General features: G+C 68.7%; 1 protein-coding gene (only partly in view). It reads left to right on the plus strand.

Going from position 1 to position 18,272, the window contains the following annotated elements; all coding sequences use genetic code 11:
- Window positions 1-18,272 carry the beginning of a helix-turn-helix domain-containing protein gene (locus AB0L57_RS09970; RefSeq protein ID WP_364959628.1) on the plus strand. 110,752 nt of this gene lie beyond the right edge of the window, so 18,272 of the gene's 129,024 nt are visible here — the first part of the coding sequence; it begins with the start codon at window positions 1-3; the stop codon falls past the right edge of the window.

Below are 18,272 nucleotides of genomic sequence, written 5' to 3' on the forward strand. Positions count from 1 at the left end.
GTGATTCCGGATGGCCTACGGCTGTTCATAGATATTTTCGGCGGTGTCGCACCCAGCCAGGATCCCTGGGACTGGGATATCGACGGCGTCGCTCAACTCGGCGGCAACTATGCCAAGGCTGCCGATTCGCTGACCGAACTTCTCCCTGAGTTCGATCGGATCATCCACCAGACGGAAAAGTGGTACGAGGGGCACGGCGGCGAGGCTGCCGCGAAGTCACTCGGACAGCTGACCGACGGTAAATACTCGATCCACCACCTCATCAAGGCGATGGACGCGGTGTCGGAGTTCACCTCCGACAGCAACAAGGGAATTCTCGGTGATCGCGTCACCGAATCGATCTTCGCGGCATGGGGGGCCGCGGAATTCGCCAGGCTCGCCGGCGAATTGCTGGCCTCGGGCGGGTTGCTGTCCGGATTCGTCGCGGCCGAGGAAGCGGTCGTCATCGCCATCGGGCGCTACACCTTCGCGGTGGCCCGCAGACAGATGATGGCGCGGATCGAGTCGGCGGCCGCCCGGATGCTCGGCGAACAGCTGCTGCTGCGCGGGCTGGGCCGGATGGGTATGGAAGGCCTCGAGAAGTTCGTGGAGCTCGCCTTCAAGGGGCTCGGCTCCGGGTTGAAGCTGGCGGGTGTCGGTGCGGGAATCACCGCCGGGGTGCAACTGGCGACAGGCCAGGATCTCGATCTGGCCAAGATCGGTGATGCGGCGCTGGCGTGGGGTGTGGGCGGTGCGGCGGGGCACATGGCGGCCGGGGTCTTCGGTCCCGCGGCCGCCCGAATCGGCTTGGGGCGCATGGCGCCGATGGTGACCGGCATGGCTACGGGTCTGACGACCGCGGTGGCCATCGGTGCGCTGCACAGCCAGTGGGACATGTTCTCCCTCGGTTACATGACCGCGCTGGGTGCCGCGGGTGGCGCCCGGGGTGGTTTGGCGGCCAACCGGTATGCCGAAGCCGGTGCCACGCCGCTGACCATGGCAGGCCGGGTGGAGCATGCCGACCTGGTCAAGGCGATCGAGGCCGATCTCAAAATCTCCGATGGGATGCCGAACCCCGGCTTCCGGGAAAATTTCGACGCCGCTGCCGCGCGCAACGACGTCCAGACACTGAAAACCCTTCAGTACCAAGCACACGACCATGCTGTGCAGCATCCGGCCGACGGCACCGCGGGTGTCTCGGGTACGGCGCCGGTGACGGTCGAGGCCCAGGGTCCGGCTGCGGCGCCGCGGACGACCACCGTGAATGTTCTGGGTAAGGAATTCCAGGTGCCGGTCGAGGGCGGGGGGCCGTCGACTCCGCGTGTCGAGACCGGCCCGGCGAGCGGGGGTGCCAAGGCATGGGGCCGGATAGCGGCCGGCGACGCCGCGTCATCGGCGCAGACGGGAAGGACGGCAAGCGCCGAGGTCGGTGGATCCCGTGCCGCGAGTGAGGGAACTCCGGCCCAATCCCAGGGGCGGGCCGGCGCCGCGCCGGAAAGCGGTGCGCGAGGGGGAGCGTCGCCGGCGGTGAAGGCCGAATCCACCGCACCGGCGGCGGGTGTGAAAGATGGCACCGCTCCGCACAAAACCGCGCAGGGGGAATCCGCTGAGGCACGGCGGTATTCGAGTTCCGGAATGGACGCCGGCAAGCCCTCCAAGGATGCGACCGCCGCGCGGGCGCAGGTCCCGGAGTCCGGGGTGAACGTGCACGATCCCGCCGCGAAGGAGAAGACCGCCGCGGGGGAGCGGTATCCGAGTTCCAGGCTCGATGCCGACAAGCCGATGAAGGAGCACTCCGGTTCGGCGAAGGAGGAATCCCCCGCCGCGAAGGAGGAATCCCCCGGGGAGCAGGAGCGTCCGGCGAACGAGCCGGATCTGCACGAGCCGTCGAACCGATTGCGGCGACGGCTGCGCGCGTTCACCCGCGCATTGTCGGACCGGTTGCAAGCCGAGCATGCGATCCGGAATCGTCTCGACATACTGGCGCCCGAACCTCAGGGTGCGCCGGAACGTCCAGTGGCGGAACGGTTCCGGAAATGGGTGGATGCGGAGCGGGCTCGGTTGGAGCGGGTCGGAACCGATGCGCAGGCGGCCAAGGCGAACAAGATGCTCGACGAGATGGTCGCCGAGTTCAAGGCGTACGAGGACAAGGTAGTCGAGTCCGATCATCGGGAGAACACCGCGCAGCGGATGGCCACCGAGGAGGTGTGTTCCACCTTCGGGGTGACGCCCGAGGCGGTGGGTACCAACGGGATGATCCTGGTGGCCACTCAGAACGGCAATGATCATTTCGTCAGGGTCGAGCTGGTTGTGGCCGATGCTCCGGGACAGCTGGTGGCAGAGGTCCGGCTGCACAACTCCTATACGACGAGTGCCGAGGTGTACAACGCCGATCGGGCGCAGATGGCTGAGGCCGAAACCTCTTACCGGCAGGAGATGTCGTCCCGGGTCGGTGAGCAGGTGGCCGATATGCGCACCCTGTCGGAGCAGACGCAGCGCATGCGCCAGCGCAGGGGCGAGCAGCACATCGCGGAGATCCGGGGAGCGGAGCAGGAGAAGGTTCGCCAACTGCGGAGCAGCGTGCAGCACGACCTGCGCGAGGCGCGCGCGGAGGAAGCCGCCGCGCGCCGGAGGCTGGCACAGGCGCAGCAGCGCCTGCGGGACGCCTCGCATCCAACAGATGTGGCACGGGCTCAGCGGGAGTTGTGGCAGGCCAGGGAGGAAGTTGCCGCGCATCGGCGTGCGGAGGAAGCCGCCGCGCGCCGGCGTCTGGCACAGGCGCAGCAGCGCCTGCAGGACGCCTCGCATCCGACAGATGTGGCACGGGCTCAGCGAGAGTTGTGGCAGGCCAGGGAGGACGTTGAGGCGTATCGGCGTCTGGCACAGGCGCAGCAGCGTTTGCGGGAGGCGACGCATCCGACAGATGTGGCACGGGCTCAGCGGGAGTTGTGGCAGGCCAGGGAGGAAGTTGCCGCGCATCGGCGTGCGGAGGAAGCCGCCGCGCGCCAGCGTCTGGCACAGGCGCAGCAGCGTCTGCGGGAGGCGACGGATCCGGCAGATGTGGCACGAGCCGAGCGGGAACTTCGGCGGGCCATAGCGGCGGTGCCCCAGCGAGAGGGCGGGCCCCGAGAGCAGGTGCGTGCGGCCGAGGCGCGAGTGGCGGACGCGGAAGCGGCTGTGGCTCGGGCCAGGGCGGCGCGGAACGCGGAGCTGAGCCGGGACGGGGGGGCGCCGGATCACGCGCGCGACGAGATGGCGCGGGGGCGGGCGCAGGTGCAGGAGGCACAGGCGCGGGAGCAGGTGCGCGAGGCGCAGCTGCGGGTGGCCGAGGCGCGGGCGCGGTTGCGTGAGCAGATCGCCGAGGTGCGTGCGGAAGCGGATGCCGCGGTCGCCACCGAACGTGAGGCCCTGGAGAAGGAGGTGGGGACCGAGCGCCGCGAGGTGGCGACCCAGATCGCGGAGAAGCGGATAACCGCGATCGAGGCGGTCCAGCGGGAGCGGTTGGAGCAGCTGGAGTCTCGGCGACGGATGGCCGAGTTGCGAGAGCAAGCGCGTCGCGATGAGGACGGGTTCCGTGAGCGAGCCCGTGAGCGGGTTCGGCAGATGTGGGAGCTGGAGCAGGAACTGCGGCATCAGGCTCGGGAGCAGACCGATCCGGCCGCGCGCCGTGAGCTGGTGGAGCGGATTCGTGAGCTGCGTACCCAGATCGCCGAACGGTGGGATCTGCTGGAGGAGCAGCTTCAGGCGCGTCGCCAGGAGTTGGTGGCCGAGATCGCGGAGATCCGCCCGGAGTTCGAGGCACAGGTGGCGATCGAGCGGCAGGCCGCGCACGGACTCATCACGATCGAGCGGATCCGGGAAGTGGGCGCCTCGGCGGTCGGGCGGCAGGAGGCAGCCGAGGCCGCGGGCCGGGCGCTGGAACGGCACTACCGGATGGTGGTAGCCCACACCGTCGCGCTGGGCAGTGGTATCCAGACTGCCTCCGACGAGGTGCTGACCCACATGCTGCGGCGCGGCAACGCGCTGGAATCCCGGATGGCGGCCACGGAGATCATGCGCCGCGCCACCGCGGAGCTGGATGGTGGGGACGGGATGGTATTGCGCTGGACGCAGTACGCCGCCGGTGAGGCGATGCTGTACGGCCCGGTCAATCAGGATGCGGGCGAGGGCAAGTCGTTGATGTACGGCGCCTTCCTGGGAAGGCTGGTTGTCAAGAAGGTCTCGGTCCAGTTCATCACCAAGGCCAACCTGATAGACCGCGACATGCAAGTGCTGCTGGCGGCTTTCGGTCATCGCGGGGTCAAGGTCCTTCGGATCGACTCGAATATGAAGATGCCGGAGCCGGCCGCGGGGGAAAACGTCATCTATGTCGGTGATGTCGCCGATGTGGTGGTGTCCCGAATGCACGGTCATCCGGTGCCCGGTCGTCATTTCGTCGGTGACGAGATCGACGAGGCGTTGATCTACGGCAGCTCCAGATGGAGCAGTAACAACGGGACCAACCCGCTGGCCCCGCCGCATGTCGAGGCGCAGATCCGATGGGCGGACAAGTTCGTCACCGATGCCATGCGGGACAAGGTTCTGACCCATGAGGACTTCGGGCGGAAGTTGCACCAGGAGGAAGGTCCGGCGCGCCTCACCGAGGAGGGGAAAGCGAAGGTCGAGGACTTCCTGTGGCAGGAGCGGATCAAGCAGGAGGAGCAGGACCGCGGGCGGGAATTGACGCCCCTGGAGCGGGATCGGCTCAAGCGGGAACTGACTCCGGAAGAGCGGAAGCTGTTGGATACGGCCGCGATTGCTCGCTGGGAGTTCGTGCGCGGAAAGCATTACATCATTCACGGTGAACCGCAGAAATTGGAGATGGGGGAGGACGGTGTCCTTCGGAGAGGGATCCGTAAAGGGCACATCCTGATCGTCGATCAGGTCACACACAAATTGATCATGGACAAGGGAATCTCCAATATTTCCCGGTGGGAGAACATCGCCCAAGCGCTCGAGGCGCGATGGAATATGGAGATCCACGACAATACGAAATATTCGCAGACGCAGACGATCGGTGAGACGTTCACCAAGGAGCATTACGACCTGCGCACCGGTGCTTCCGGGACCGCGAAAGCTGTGGCGGGTCAGCTGAAGGCGCTCGGTCTGGGGGACACCACGGCGATCAGCCGCTTCGCTCCGACCAAGTTGAATCTCGAGCCCGAGGCCAACCCCACCGGCACGATTTTCTCGACCACCCGGCAGGAGCGGGACCAGGCGATCGTGAATCAGGTGCTGTCGGTGCACGGCCGGACCCGGCAGCCGATCGCCGTGTTCGTCCACGATCCCCGGCTGGTACGCAAGATCGCGCGGATGCTCGAACGTCACGGCATCAAAGCGGAGACGACCGGTCCGAACAATGTTGCGAAATGGGAGGATCCGAATTCGGGGACGTCCGCTGATGCGGAGCGGGCGCGGATCTACGGCAAGGCCGGTGAATTGGACGCGGTCGGCATCTTCACGATGGAAGATGCGCGCGGGGTCGATATCAAGCCCAGCAAGGAGGCACTGGCGCGCGGCGGCCTGCATGTGATCGTTTCCGAGCACTCGCATATCGCGGCCGTCGATATTCAGGCCATATATCGGGCCGGGCGAAGTGGGCAGCCCGGTGAGGCCAGTTTCCATTCGATCCATGGCAGCGCGTTCTTGGACATGCTTCCCCCCGATCATCCGATGGCAGTGGTGGTCGAACGGTGGCGAACCGCCGAGAATCCGTTGGAGCGAATGGTTGCCGAGCAGCTGATCCAGGACAACCTGAGCGAGATCCAGCGGGCGGCCGAAGCGCACCAACTCGGCGTGGCGCACGGCGATACTCCGGCGATGGGGGCGACGGCCGCGCAGTTCGTCGCCGACGTCGAGCAGTTCGTCGCGGCAGCCGCACAGGCGCCGGCCGTACAGGTCGCCGCACCGGCCGTACCGGCTGCGACCGCTCCGCCGGTCGCGCAGCCGACGGCGGGCGCCCCGGCCGCGCGGTCGGCGGGCGCCCAGTCGGTCGGTGCACCGCCGGGAAGCACGGTTCCCCCGGGAACGAATGGCACCGGGACAGCTGGGACCGGTTCTGCCACAGTGTCTTCGGGCGGCGAGCGTGGAGCTGCGGCTCCGGGTGGGGACCGGGGTGCGGCCGCCGAGCCGAATGCTGAGGGGACACCGAACCAGCCAGGGGAGCGGGCCGGCTCCGGGTCGGAGCCGGGCGACCTGACCGGTGCTGTCACGCTGGTCGATGGGCAGTCGCAGCCGTCGGCCGTTGCCGTCGGCCAGCCGTCGGTTTCCTCGGTCGAGGAAGGGACTTCGGCCGATTCTTCGACCGATGCTGCGGCGCCCGCACGCGATGGCGCACGGGCGGAGCCCGATTCGAACGCCGAGCAACTGGTTCTGTCGTTGGACGTATCGAATCCCCCTGCCGATCAGAGCACGGTCGTCCTGGTGGCCAGCGCCGCCGGCGGGACGTCGGGGACGACCACCGCCGCTGCGAATGTCAAAGCTGAAGCAGCCCAAGGGGATTCCGCGACTCAGCCCTGGTTCCCGGACCTCTCGGCCGGCTGGACCGCGGCGCAGCCGACGGCGACCTCGTTCAAGTCGGGTCGCCTGGAACGGCGTATCCAGCAGGACAAGAAACTGCTGCAGCACGTGCACCGCCGCTACGCGTTGGAGCTGATGGCGCTGCGCCGACGGGTGGTGCGGGCGGGTGTCGCTCCGGCGGGGGTGGCCGAGACGGACGAGATGAATCTGCAGCGGCTGGCCGGGGCCTATGGGCAGATGGTGCAGGCTGCCGAGGCCGAACTGCGCGCCCGGATCGAGCAATTCCTCGGCGGGCTCGAAGAGGATCTGGCGATGCCGGATCCGGTCGGCGAGGGGATCGACGGATTGCAGGCCGCGCTCACCAATGCCGTGCTGCGGATCAGGCTCGCCCGTGCCGAAGCGACCACCCGCGGCGCGGTGGAGTCGGGCGACATCCTGGCGGCGCAGCTGCACGCCGAGACATTGGCCACGGAACTGACCGAATTCGGCCGGGAAGCCCAGGGTGTGGGGGCGGCGCAACGACAGGCCGACGATGTGCTGAAGCGGATGACGGACGCGGCCTCGGAGGAATTGCTCGATTCCCTTGTCGACCAGGCGAAGTCGATGCCGCTCGACGACGGGATGCAGTTGCTCGTCGACGAGAAGGCCGTGCTGGTCGTCGGGGCGCGACCGGATCTGATGGTCGACGAGGCGCTCTGGAGGTCGTCCGGGAAGAAGCCGACGGAGCGGTCGTTCGGTGCGGGTGGGTTGCAGCCGTGGATGAAGGCTCTCTACGAGGTCGAAACCACCCAGTGCGTCGTCGATTTCGACGGCAAGGCGTGGTATCGGAAAGTCATGGCGCGGGAGGCGCCGGAAACCGCGCACGACGGTACCGCTCCACTGGGAGACGCCGAGCGGCAGCTGATTCTGGCCCAGGTGCTGTTCCGGGAGGGCGTGTCGCTCGAGCAGCTGACCGAGGATGTGGCGAACGGCGGGCCGCGGTTCGCGCGACTGTGGCCGACGCTGACGAAGATCGAGCAGCAGGCGTTCCTGGAGGGGCATCCGCTCCTGGTGATACAGGCCGAGGGACTCGATCCCGAACTGCGCGCTGCCGAGTGCGAGAAATGGTTGACGCGGGCGCGGGAAGAGCTGGCCGCCCAGGAACAACGCGACTCGATGACTCGGGCGATGCAGGGAGGCGCGACCGGTCTGCTCGACGGGCAAACCCTGCTGCTGCGCACCCGGATCGCGACGGTCGAGAACATCGCGGCGAGGTTCACCGTGAACCGGGCGTTGGCGTGGTGGTCGGTCGAACTCGACGACCTGGTCGAGGACGCCCGCTCCGGGGGCGGCATGCTCGCCGAACTGTGGTCGGCGCTGACCGGCCGCGAGCAGGCGGCGCTGATGAAGCTGCATCCGGAGACCGTGGCGACTGCTCAGGCCCTCCCGGAGGATGCGCGCGCCGCAGCGTACGACCTGCTGGGAGATGTGGGGCGGCAACGTCTTCTGGCCACGAGGCTGCGACGCGAAGAGGTGACGCTCGAGGAGCTTGTCGCGGATGCGCGCAACGGTGGACAGCAGATCGCGGATCTGTGGCCGAGGCTGACGGCGCTCGAGCAACAGCTGTTCGTCGAGCAGCACCAGATTCTGGTGGCGCGGGCCGAGGCGCTCGACCCGCAGACGCACGCAGCCGATTGTGCGATGTGGTTGGCGCTCGCGCGAGAAGTGCTGGCCGGACTACAGCAGCGTGACACGGCCTTTCAAGCCTCGCGGCCGGGTGCGACCGGTCCGCACACCGAACGGCTCGCGACGCTGCGGGATCAGATCGAGACGGTCCGGCGCATGGCGGCGGAGCTGGTCGCCGGCGGGCTTTCCCTGCGTGATCGGAAGCAGATCGCCGCGGCCCGCGAGCGTGCCCGGCAGACAGCCGGTCGCGGGCAGGGCAACGCCGCGCTGCTGAATGCCGCGCTGCGGCGCCAGAATGTGCTGATCGAAGACCTGGCCTCGGCCGCGCCCGATGTGATGGTCCAGCTGTGGCAGCAGTTGAATGCCGATGAGCAAGAGGCATTCACAGCGGCCCATCCCGAGATCGTCATGGGGGCCGAGGGCCTGGCGGCCGAGGCGCGTGAGCTCGCCTGCTTCGTCGTACTGGATCGGAAACGGGACGAACTCGCGCGGGAGCGGGAAAATCCGGGCACGGACCCCGCACAGCTCACCACCCTGCTGACGGAGATCGACGCCGCGGCGAATCTGGCGGCGGCATTGGCCGGGGAGATCGGCGCGGACGATCCGCAGGCGGTGGTGGGAGATGGAGATGTACCGAAGCCGTCACCGGAGGCCCTGACCACCGATTCTGTTGCGGCTGTCGATAATCGGCCACTGCGTGGTGAGGCCGGGAGTGGCGAGCCGGGAACGGGCATGTCGGTGCTGCCGGAGCATCTTCATACGTCGCAGTTGCAGACCGGGCTGTACGACCTGGTCGCCTATCACATTGCGCGCCAGGAGATGACAGCTGCCGCGGGTGAGGTGCGCGCGGCACGTGACGTGGACGAGGCCGGCTACGAAGACAGGGAGACGGAACGCCCCGAGGACGACGGTCCCGGCCCGGAGGAGCAGCGGGTGCGCGAGGCCGCCGAGGCGGCGGTCGGGCGGCTGCACGCCGCCCAGCAGCGCGTCGACGCCTTCTTCGATGTGCTCGGAATCCCTCTGCCGCAAGGAATTCCGGCACAGCAGCGGCAGTGGTTGCACGACTTCGCCGCCGCGGTGGCGCAGTGGGGTGCCGTCGATGACGAGATGGCGGACGCGGATCCGTACGCCGAGGGCCACGAGGCGTTGACGCACCGCCACGAAACGGCCACTCGCCGGCTGCACGCCGCCGCGCAGCGCCTCGCCACCGTTGCCGAATTGCGTCCGGTCGCAGAGTTGGACGGCGGGTGGGGCACGGTCGACCTGTCCGACGATGTCCTGGCCGGAATCGCTACGGTCGCAGCCGCTTCCACCGAGTCGATCGACCACTTCACCGTCGATCTCGACACGATCGTCGGAGTCACCGACAAGGGCGCGAACGCGGACAAGCCGCACAACCAGGACTGGATGGCATCGGTGGTGGTCCACACCCCGAACGGCCCGGTCCGGATCTCGGTGGTGTGTGACGGTGTGGGATCGACGGTCGACGGTCACCGCGCCGCACGGGTCGCGGCCGAGGCCGCCCGCGCGCATCTGGCCGGATTCGCGGCCCGAAACCAGGGCGTGTTCACCGCCGAGGCCGCCGATCGGGCGATGCGGGAGGCCATCGACGCCGCGCAGGCCGCGGTGGTGCACCTGAGCGAGACGGAGTACGCCGACGCCGACAAACCGCCGCGCACCACGATCGCGGCGGTGATGGCCACGCCGGAACGCGATGGACGCCCGGGGCAGTACACGGCGGGTGGGGTCGGTGACACCCGAGTGCTCAGGCTGCGCGCCGATGGCCGGTCGGAGACAGTGACCACCGATCACACCATGGTGGGGTACCTCCAGAAGACCGAGGAGGAGCTGCCGCCCGAGGAGCGCAGGTCCCAGCGCGAGCTGCTCCGGGATCCGGAAGCCCATGGGGTCATGCATGGGATCATGCATTCCCTCGGCGTGGACGCCGGTCCGCCCGCAGCCGACGATGCGGTGTTCTCGAAGTACACATTCCAGGGCACCTTGTCGGCCGACGAGGCCATGGTGATCTGCACCGACGGTCTGTGGAACACCAACCCCGAGGCCGACGAGATGGCCGTCTTCCTCGACGCCGGCCGCGATACCGATCTGCTGCGGATGCGGGACCGCATGCTGAACCGGGCACTGCTCGACGGCGGGGCAGACCACACCACCTTCACGGTGATATCCGGCGCGCCCGCGGAGTCGACGCCACGCCTGCTGCCCGCGCCGCCCACGGGCATCCCGATCGAATTCCGGCGCCACTACCGGGTCCTGGCCGATGAGTATCAGCGTGCTCGCGCCGAGTTGTGGCAGCTGGCCGCGCAGGCGGGGGCGAATCCGGAGCAGTTGGCGTCGCAAGACCGATTCTTCGGCGAAGTACACGGCTTGGGTGACGATCCGACCGAGGATCGGCTGGAGTCCGCGGCGCGGCATTTCCACGCGTTCCTCGAGCGGTTGGACGAGTTCGACCGGTGGCTCGACCGGGTCGGGGAGCGGTCGCCGGCGCAGTGGACCACCGACGATACGGAATACCTTGCCGCACTGGCGGATTGGTCGGTGGCGCTGCGCGAGTTGCGGGAGGCGACGCGGAACGCTGTCGACGACGTATGGGCGGACGGCAATTCCGGCCAGGCGGCCGTATTGCGCGAATTGCCGAACCCGACGCTCGTCCTGGCTGTGAGTCATGAGGGTGTGCTGGCGGCGACGCAGCGCTACACGGACGCGTCGAACGAAGTCCGCCTGACCGTACGGCAATTCGATGACACTCGTTCGCGCGACGGGAGTGTGGAGATTCCGGCCGCGTTGCGGCGTGGGTACCGGGCGCTGGTCGCCGAACAGCGGACCGCGCAGGAAGTCCTGGGCATTCTGAGGGGCTCGTTGCCGGAAGCCGTCCAGCAGGTGGTGGGCGTCGAGGATCTGACAGGCGACGATCACCACAGCGCTCTCGTCACGTTGCGACAGATCGCGGCCGAGGAATTCGGTGACCGGGATGCGCTGCACAGAGACATCGACCGGCTGATCCACACCACACGGCGATTCCACCGGGCCGGCGACCGGATCACCGCGTTTGAGCGGTTCATCCGAACACATGGTGACGGTGTGGACTCGGTGCATGCGCAGCCGCGACCATTCGTGGCCGCCGAGGTCCTGGCCGCCCAGGCCGCGCTCACCGATGGGCAGCGCGCGCGGGCCGTGCGCCGGTGGCGGGCCATCCGGATGTTCGCGAGCGAACCCGCCGATATCCAGGTCATGTGGGCCATGACCGATCTCCCGACCAGGCGGGCGCTGATCCAGCACCTGCCCGAGGCGCTCGCTCGCACCGAGGGACTGCCCAGGCAGGTTCGTGACGAAGCGGCGCGGCTGAGCCTGCATCGTGAGCGGGAAACGTTGCGGCAGCAGGCCGATCCGGATGCGAATCGGTTGGTGAGGGCGAACTTCCGGGCCGATCTGGTGAACACGGCGGAGCGGTGGGCGGCGCAGGTTCCCGGGCATCCGACGGTGCAGCTGACCGGCCGTGCCGGAACGCTGCTGGTGATCGGCGATCTGGATGCCGCGGAAGAAGTCCGCTATCACGCCGTCGACCACAACACCCTCGTCTCGACCGTCATGCAGGCGACCGCGGTGGCGGTGGACGGTGTCGCCGCGGCGCGACGGCCTGCCGCCGCGGTCGTCTGGCTCGGCGCGGATGGCGCCGCTCTGGCCGGTGACGTGGCCGAAATGTTGAAAGAGCGCGCCGACAACGGTCTTCCGGAACCGGATGTGGTGCTGGTGGGGCACGACGCCGCCATCGAACAGGGACCGTGGGACGTCGCCAGGTCGCAGACCGATTCGGACCTGGTACTCGACGCGTGGGCCGATGAGGCGCTGGCGGCGCATCAGGATCGGATCGATGTGGATGCGCCCGACCCGGGCGTGGTGCAGTGGGAACCCTCGCATCGCCTGGAAGGTATTGCCAACAACTGTCTCCCGGAGGCGGGCCAGGCCGGGCTGGCGCGGATGATCGCCCAGCTGGAACGCGATCCGGATGCCGATCCCGCGGTGATCGACGATCTCCGCGACCGGTTGTGGATGCTGCAACAGATCGGGGTACCGGAGAACGGCGTGGACGGCGCGTTCGCCGCGCGTCTGCTCGGCGCGGACTGGCATCCGGACGGGTTCGCGGGTTTCGACGAGATGGCCGCCGAGGTGCCCGAGGGCGGGGTGATGATCGGCGCGGTGGCATTCGACGGCTTCCAGCGGCGCGGGGCGGTCGGCGCCCACGCGGTCATGATGTACCGCGAAAACGGCCAGGTGATGGTGCGCGACGGGCGGGGGCCCGCGGTCGGGTTCGCGACATGGCGTGCGGGGCTGGTCGGCGTGGTCGGGTGGCACGGCATCGTCATCAACGCGAATGGAATTCCGGCTGTGCCGCTCGATGACATTGGTCGGACCGCAGGTGTGGTGGGGAAGGCGTTCCCGGTCGCGAACATCGGCGCGCGACGTGACGCCCTCGGTGCCGGAGGAGGTGCTCGCAACGGTGGCCCACCTGCCCCGCCGATCGGCCCGCCATCGACTCCGGAACAGACCGCGGCCCGGTTGCGGGCGGCGCTCGGCGACCTGCGCACGGGTCGCGGCGAAGCCGACCGGCGCATGATCGCCGCGGTGCACACGATGAACGCGGATGGTGTCGTTCGGGTGGACGACAGTTCGCGAGTCGCGCTGCAATCGCGGGACTACGCCCGTGAACTCGACCGCCTGCAGGCATTGTCACCCGACTCGACCGACGTCGAGTCGCCGGCTCCGCCACCACGTAGCCCCTTGCCCGGATGGCGCGAGCTGGAAGCGCACACCAACCACTACCACGAGCTGGCCGGTATGGCCGCTCAGGTGGAGGGGCTCCTGTACGAGGTGACGGAGCGGAAACAACACGCTCCCGAGTGGCTCGCTGCCGCCGGTCGCTTCGCCGCCGCGCTTCCTGCCTGGTCCGCCGTCGTACGGGAGTTGCGCGACGCTGTGCTGCACCAGGTCGACCCGGCCGAAGGCCGCGCGCTCATCCGCCGGGTGCGAGCCGCGATCGATCCGCTGCAGGCGAGCTGGGCGCTACTCGCCAGGGAAACGCTGGATCTGGGATCCGTTGCCGGAGTGAGTGTTCGGGGTCCGGTCGAGCACGGCAATCAGGACGCGATGGCGGCCGATGTGATCATGGTCGGCGACACGCCGGTCCGATTCGCGATCGTCTCCGATGGAGTCTCGGCATCGGTCGACGGCCATCGCGCGGCTTCCGTAGCGGTCGAGGCAGCCCGGAAGAGTCTGCGCGCGGCTCTGGAAGCGCACGACCCCACGGTCCCGATCACCGATGAGCTGCGCCGGAAGATGGTCGCCGACGCCATCGATGACGCGCAGGCCGCCGTCATGAAACTGACCGAGGAGAAATACAGCGCCGAACTCGACAACGCCAAGCAGGAGATCCAGGCGAGGAAACCGGGCGATCCGCTACGGGGCGTCCGGCGCCCACCACAGGCGACCATCGCGTTGGTGCTGGTGCTTCCCGGTCGAGACGGAAGGCCGGGCAAGTACACGGCGGGCTGGGTCGGAGACAGTCGCGTCGATGTGCTCGACCCGGCCGATCCGAGCACATCGAGGACGGTGAGCTTCGACCACACGTCCGTCGGGATGATGGACATGCTCTACAACGGCGCGGTCGCGGCGGCACTCGCCGACGTGATCGAACGGGCTCGCGCGGCCGGCACCACCATCAGCCCGGAAGAGCGGCAGGCGATCGAGAAACGCTTGGTCGGTGAAGTGCCGCACGTGCTCGGCGAAGCGCCGGTGAGCAAGGGCCAGTTGAACAACGTGCTCGGCTTCGGCATGCAGAGAGCGGAACGTGACGGCGGCGGCGGTCCGCCGAAAGCCGCGAAGGCGCACAACCGGTACCTCAGCGACGGTGAGGTGGACCCACGCGAGGTGCTCCTGGTCCGCTCCGACGGGTTCGGCGGCAGGAATCGACAGGCGCCCGCGTTCGCCCGGGCAGTCGCCGAGCACAACGGGGACCTGGTCGCGGCACTGGCCGCGATGGCGGACGCGGCGCTGGCCGCGATGGAGGACGAGGACACCGACGAAACGGGCGACAATGCCACCGGCGTCGCTGTGCCGGCCACTCCGACCGAACCCGGCGTTCGGGCGGACCGGCATGGGACCGACGACCGGTTGTGGGCGGGATTGTCGGATCTGCGGAAATATCATCGCGCGCAGCAACGTGTCAGGGCCGCCGCGAAACAGGTGCGGGCGGCACGCGAGCTGGATCGGCGGAACGGGCATCCGGTGCGGACCTCGCCGGGGCCGAACGAAGTGAGTGCCCGGCGGATCTCGCGCGCGGCGGTGCGCGCGTATCGCGCCCTCGACGGGACCGTCGACGCGTTCCTCGAACAGCTGAACCCCGATGTTTCGCAGCGTGTTTCACCGCTGCGGCGGCACGCGCTGGTGCGGTACGGCGCGGCGGTGCAGGAGTGGTACGACGCGTCCGACGAATTGCGTCGGCGAGACGAAGCCGTCGAACAAGCGCGTCGGGCCGGGTTGCCCGTCCCGGCGAACGCGCAGTTCGCAGCGGTTGAGGTGGATCTGATCCGGCTGCGGTCCGCCATCGAGTTGATGGCCGCCGATCCCGCGCTGCGTCCGCTCACGGCGCTGGGTGGTCCCTGGACTGCGGGCATATCCGTGGATGAGCTTCTCGCACAGACCGGTTCACCGGCCCCCGACACCACAGCACTCGATCGCGTCGAGATCGAGCTCGGTTCGGTGATGGCGATCAGTGATATCGGTGCGGCGAAATCGCGCAACGAGGACAGCGTCGCCGCCATTGTGATCGAGACCCCGGAGGGGCCGGTCCGGATCGCGGTGGTGTGTGACGGCGTGTCCTCGTCGACGAACGGGCATCGCGCCGCCCAGGTGGCCGCGAACCGGGCGCGTCAGCACCTGGCCGCTGTGGTGCGTGAGCTGCGCGCAGGGCAGACCCTGTCGCGCGAACAGGCCGAAGCGGCGATGCGCGATGCGATCACCGCCGCGCAGAACGCGGTGGTCAAAATGACCGATCGCGAGTATGCGGACAGTGACAACCCACCGCTCACCACGTTGGCCGCGGTCATGGTGCTGCCCGGCCGCGACGGGCAGCCCGGCCGCTATATCACCGGCTGGGTGGGCGACAGTCAGGTGCACGTGGCGCGTGCCGACGGCACCGCGGAGCTGCTCACCACCGACCACAATGTGCTCAATCGGCGTCGGTGGCAAGGGAAGTCCGCGGAAGAGGCGCTTCGAGAAGAGGGCGCACACGCCATCACCTACGCGCTCGGCCGGGGCCACGGACCGCCGCCGGCGAACGCGCGGTACGGCGAGGGGAAGTACGTCCGGTCCGGCACGGTGTCGGCAACCGATCTCATCTTCGTCGACACCGACGGGATCGCTTTGCGCAATCCCGAGCGGCCCGCTGAGCTGGCGCAGGTACATCGCCGTGGTCGCAACGGTGACCTGCGGTCGATGCTCGACGCGCTGCTCAACCGCGCGCTGGAACGAGGCGGCAGTGACAACGCCAGCGTGGCGGTGGTGTCGTGCGCCGAATCCGAACCGCTCCCGCGCCGGCTGCCCGCACCGTCCCCGTATGTCCCCGCCGCCGTGCGCAGCGCCTATCAGCAATTGGTCGACGAGTACGACCGCGTCTGGTCGCAGCTCGGCGAACTCGTCGCACTGCAGCCCAAGGTGAGCCTGGACCATTTGGCGTCACCGGACCGGTTCGCCGACGAGATCTGGCTGGCGCACCAACATCTGACCGGAGAGGGGGCGGATGTCCCCATCCGGCTGAAGGTCGTCACCGAAAGCCTGCACCTGCTGGGTGCGGGGCTCCGCGAGTTCAACACGTGGTTCGCCGCCCACGGTGTTCGGGATGCCTCCAGGTGGACCGACGACGAGGCGAATTACGTGTCCGCACTGGTCGATTGGTCGGCCGCGGTCCGTCGGGCCCGGGACGCCGAATTGGCGCACCTGCTCGATACGCAACACCCTGAGATCGACATCGCACGCTTCGACGTCGATGCCGCCGATGCCTGGGTCCGCTCGGCGCAGCAGGCACTCACCGATATCGATTCTCCCAGTGGGAAGAAAATCCCGTCCGCGTTGAGCATCGGGTATCGCGCACTGCACACCGGGCTGCTCAGAGCGCACAACGCCGTCGTCGACAAGGTCGCGCTGCTGCCCCTGTCTCTCGACGAGCAAACGACCGTCGCCCGGGAGCTGCAGGAGGACGGCTACGCCCAAGCCCTCGAGCAGTTGACGCGATCGCTGACCGAGCACGACTCGACCACCCACCTGGCCGAACGGTTGCGGTCCGTGCGTGAGGCGACCGAGGCGTATCACCGCAGCGCGCGCCGGATCAGCGCGCTGGAACAGCGCATCGAGGCCCATCGGCATTGGGTGGATTCCGTTCGTGCCCAGGCACGTCCGGCGTTGCCCGAGCAGGACCCCGGCTACCGCCTGCCGGAGCGGCAGCGGGCCATGGAACGGATGAACAGCATCCGGTCATGGGCACAATCCGCGGAGGACTACGCGATCGCGTGGCAGTGGACCGATCCCGGCGTGCACGCGGACGGCACGACCGCGGAATTCGGTGGGTTGCAGGGTGAGATGATCCGGGCGATACCCGACATCGTGGTCGGCACAGCGGGTTTCCCGCCCGAGGCGCGTGATGCGGCGATGCGGATCATGCTGCGCCGGGACCGGGATCTGTCGAATCTCGGCACTCGTACCCCCGACCAGCAGCGCAGGCTGGAGCTGGCGAACTCGCGGGGCGATCTGCTGGCCGCCACGGAGCGGTGGGCCGCGCAGATGCCCGGCCACCCCGCGGTGCAGATGATCGACACCACCGGCACGGTCCTGGTGATCGGCGATCTGGAGCTCGCGGAGAATGTGAATGTCCATGCGGTGGACGGGAATTCCACCTCGTCGGAGGACACATTGCGCCGCGCCACGCTCACGGCTCTCGGAGATGTCGGCGCGGCGAGACGGCCGACCGCGGCGGTGGTGTGGATCGGACCGGCCGACAGCAGCACCGCTGATATCGCCGACCATGCTCGCGGCCCAAGGTCCACCCAGGCCGCGACCCTGGCACAGTCGGTGGCCCGGCTGCTGGACGCCCGTGCCGGCGAGGGATATCCGGTATCGGCGGTGCGGGTCATCGGATATCACGACGACGCGGCCGCCGCGGCGAAGCTGGCGACGGACGCTCTGCGCGAGGAGGCGTTGGCGGGCCGTTCCGTCCAGATCGCAGCCGAGCAACCGGACCAGGCGATCCTGGCGTGGCTGCCGTCGCATCGAGTCGAGGGCATCGCCAACAACTGCTTCCCGGATGCCGCGCGCGGGGCACTGGCGCGAGCACTGGCCGCTCGGTTGCGCGTTCCCGGGGTGAACCCCGAAACCGATTCGGTGGTTGCCGAGTTGCGGCAACGGATCGCGTCGTTGGAGTTCCTGATCGCGCCGGAGCACGGCGTATCGGGCGACCTTGCCGCGCGGCTGCTGCGTGCGGATTGGCATCGGGGCGGGTTCGCGGGTTTCGACGACATGGCCGCCGCGGTGCCCGAGGGCTGGGTGATGATCGGCGCGGTGGCGTTCGAAGGCTTCCAGCAGCGGGGCGTGGTCGGTGCGCACGCGGTCGAGATCTACCGCGAGAACGGCCGAGTCATGGTGCGCGACGGCGACAGGGCGCCGGTCGAGTTCGAGGTGTGGCGGCAGAGCCTGTCCGGTGTGGTCGGCTGGCACGGCATCGTCTTCAAAGCCGATGGGAAAGCGGCGATTCCGCTCGCCCCGGGGCAGCGGCCGGTGGACCGGGCTGGTGTCGCGTTCCCGATCGCGAATATGGGCAGGGCGCAGATGCCGCGTGCGCCGAACGACGAGATCGGGCTCGGTGGGGGTGGGGCCGGTCGCGGTGGCGGCGGCTCTGGACCCGGCGGGGACGACTTCGACCCCGGTGGGGGCGGCCTCGGGGAGAACCTGAAGAGGCTGCTGGATGAACCACACACTGTGGCATGGCGTTTGGCGGACAGCGTGCG

Source organism: Nocardia sp. NPDC052254, from assembly GCF_040679495.1.
GTDB lineage: Bacteria > Actinomycetota > Actinomycetes > Mycobacteriales > Mycobacteriaceae > Nocardia.